At 38.4% G+C, this 2342-nt stretch carries 2 protein-coding genes; both read right to left on the bottom strand.

Annotation, left to right across the window (positions count from 1 at the left end):
* Nucleotides 1-50: 50 nt before the first annotated feature.
* Entirely contained in the window at nt 51-770 is a 720-nt protein-coding gene (locus ABWV72_RS21055; protein WP_272179479.1) for a CPBP family intramembrane glutamic endopeptidase, read from the bottom strand.
* Nucleotides 771-922: 152 nt separating this feature from the next.
* Nucleotides 923-1585, bottom strand: coding sequence for a hypothetical protein (locus ABWV72_RS21050; protein ID WP_353372928.1), 663 nt, complete (start codon nt 1583-1585; stop codon nt 923-925).
* Nucleotides 1586-2342 lie beyond the last annotated feature (757 nt).

The raw sequence follows: 2342 nt of genomic DNA, 5'->3' as shown, positions 1-2342 counted from the left end.
AATTCCGTTTGAAGTTCTTGTTAGCTTTCAGTCTACGATCTTTAGATACTTTAACTATTGTAGGTTGATATAAAAGCAATTGTATTGCCAACACTATGTGCAATTATAGTAGGCCACAGGTTGCGTCCACAACGATAGTAAGCCGTTCCCCATATTAAGGCTAAAACACCAGCTCCCACTATCCCTCGAGCTCCTTGCCAAAAATGAGCTAAACCAAAAATCAGTGAAGATACAACAATTGCCAGTATCCAACTTTTAGTTGTACCACCAAACTTCTTCGCAAGAAAATTCATAATGAATCCTCTAAAAAGTAACTCTTCACCAATAACGGCTAGCCACATCAAAGGAGTAAGTAAGAGTAACAAAGGTAAATTCCCTACCAATACACTTTTTCTTGGTGATGAGTCCGTCACTGTCCCTACAATAAGATCGAAAGACTCCATGACGATAGAGCCACTCACAAGTCCAATCAGTATAATGATTAATGCCCAAAGAGATGCGAACAATAATGATCTAAATCTAGTACTGCCAAATGTGGGCCACGACAACCCAAGTTCTCTAAGGTTATTACCATTATTTTTATATATAAAAATTAAAGAGATTGTCAAAACGAAATAGGGAATACTTCCACCTAATACAGGTAGAAAATCAAAAATATGACCAAAGTTTTTTGATTCACGTATATAAATTAAAACTGCAAACACGCAAAAGGTAATAAGGTAGAGGTAATTAGCTTTTTTGCTAGATATTTTGTTAACTAAATTTTCCATTTTAAATCCGTTTAAATAATCTTACACCCAAGCCCGTATTGAAAGCTAACACTCCGCTTAGGGGCAATAACACGTGGGCTAAAATTTGGAGCGAAGCGACTGAGCCCACGTGTTATTGTCCCAGGGAGCTTGCGACCGACTACAGCGGATTGTTAGCTCTGTTCGTCTATATCTGTGATGTAATTTACTAGCATTCTGCCGAGAGTAGTGAGACTTGCGCTTTTTCCCTTCATTTCAGTGAGCCCAAAGCGAAGAAGAGTTTCTTTGTAGCTATCTTGTAAAGCAGCAAGTTCTCGTTTTTCTATTGGAGCAGACATCTCTCTCGATATTGGCCTTAATACGTCAGGGTGCTTTTCTACCCATTCAGTATGAGGGCCGTGACTTAGGGAAGGCCTCAAAGAATAATATATAAGCCAAACAACCTCTGGGTCTGTAAGTTCACGATACAAATTTAAAATCTTTTTAGCTTCTTCATATTTTAATTTATCGCCAGTCAGTGCTTTTTCGGTCAAAGAAGCAATCCTCTGTCTTCTTTCTTCAGATACCGCACGAGAAGACTGAACAAGCGCTTCCTCTAGTAAATCGGTTCCTTGTTCTGTGTTCAAGTTCCGCTTAAAGCTATTTAGTTCCGCATCAACTTTTGACACTCTCTCATCTAAAGTTTGAAGAAATGAAACTACTCTTTCGAACCTTAAATTAGGAACAACACTGTCGAGTAATTCTGAAACTGCTGAACCTATAAAAGGCAATGCGCCAGATGCTGCTTTAGCGACACTTACAAGTCTATCTCTATTGTTCGTTTTTAAAGAATCCATGGTCATCCTTGAAAGAGCTAACGTCCGAATTTGCTGCACAAACTTGTGGCCTAAACTTTGTGAGGAACGAGCAACGGCCGCGAGTTTGGGTCAGCAACATTTGTTTGTTATTGCGCCACCCCACTTTACTTTCGCGGCTTTGCCGCCACAAGCCTGTGACACAACAACATTGATTAAAATTATTATCCTAGACTAAACCAAACCGCCAGAAAACTACAACTATTGATAAACGTTACTTTGGACTGTGTTTGATAAAACTGGTTGGGAAGAAAGTATTTTTAATTGAATAAACGACTGACCGATTACGGAAAAAAGCAGTAGTTAACTCGAAGAAATACGGACAAAGCCCGCCTTTGCACTTAATAGGATATTAACAGGGAAAAGCGCTATAACACTCCGCATAAATGGCGGAAAACAGTTGGCTAAACTTAGCGAAGAATGAGCGCCAGCCAACTGTTAGGCGTCCATTTTAATGCGTTTGTTATAAGTTTTATATATTGACGATTAACACCCCAAAAATCGCTATTAAAATACAACTTAGCCCCATGTAGAGTAATGCATATATTGGTTTTACCCAATTAACTATTATGTGATCCTGCAAGTTACGATAAACAAAACTACCCTTAGACAAAATATCCAATGCACTTGTATTCGGCTGTTTAAAAATGAATACCAAAACTGTTGAAAATAATAAGCAAGAAGCTCCGACAATCAACAGTAAATAGGCAAATATCGGCATATCTAACCTTAAAACTTA

Source organism: Aliiglaciecola sp. NS0011-25 (genome assembly GCF_040370605.1).
Classification (GTDB): Bacteria; Pseudomonadota; Gammaproteobacteria; order Enterobacterales; family Alteromonadaceae; genus Aliiglaciecola; species Aliiglaciecola lipolytica_A.
This window is presented reverse-complemented; position numbering and strand designations above follow the sequence as displayed.

What these genes read in the sequence shown, in the direction of transcription:
- ABWV72_RS21055 (WP_272179479.1), bottom strand. Translation starts at nt 770, where the DNA reads ATGGAAAATTTAGTTAACAAAATATCTAGCAAAAAAGCTAATTACCTC.
- ABWV72_RS21050 (WP_353372928.1), bottom strand. Translation starts at nt 1,585, where the DNA reads ATGGATTCTTTAAAAACGAACAATAGAGATAGACTTGTAAGTGTCGCT.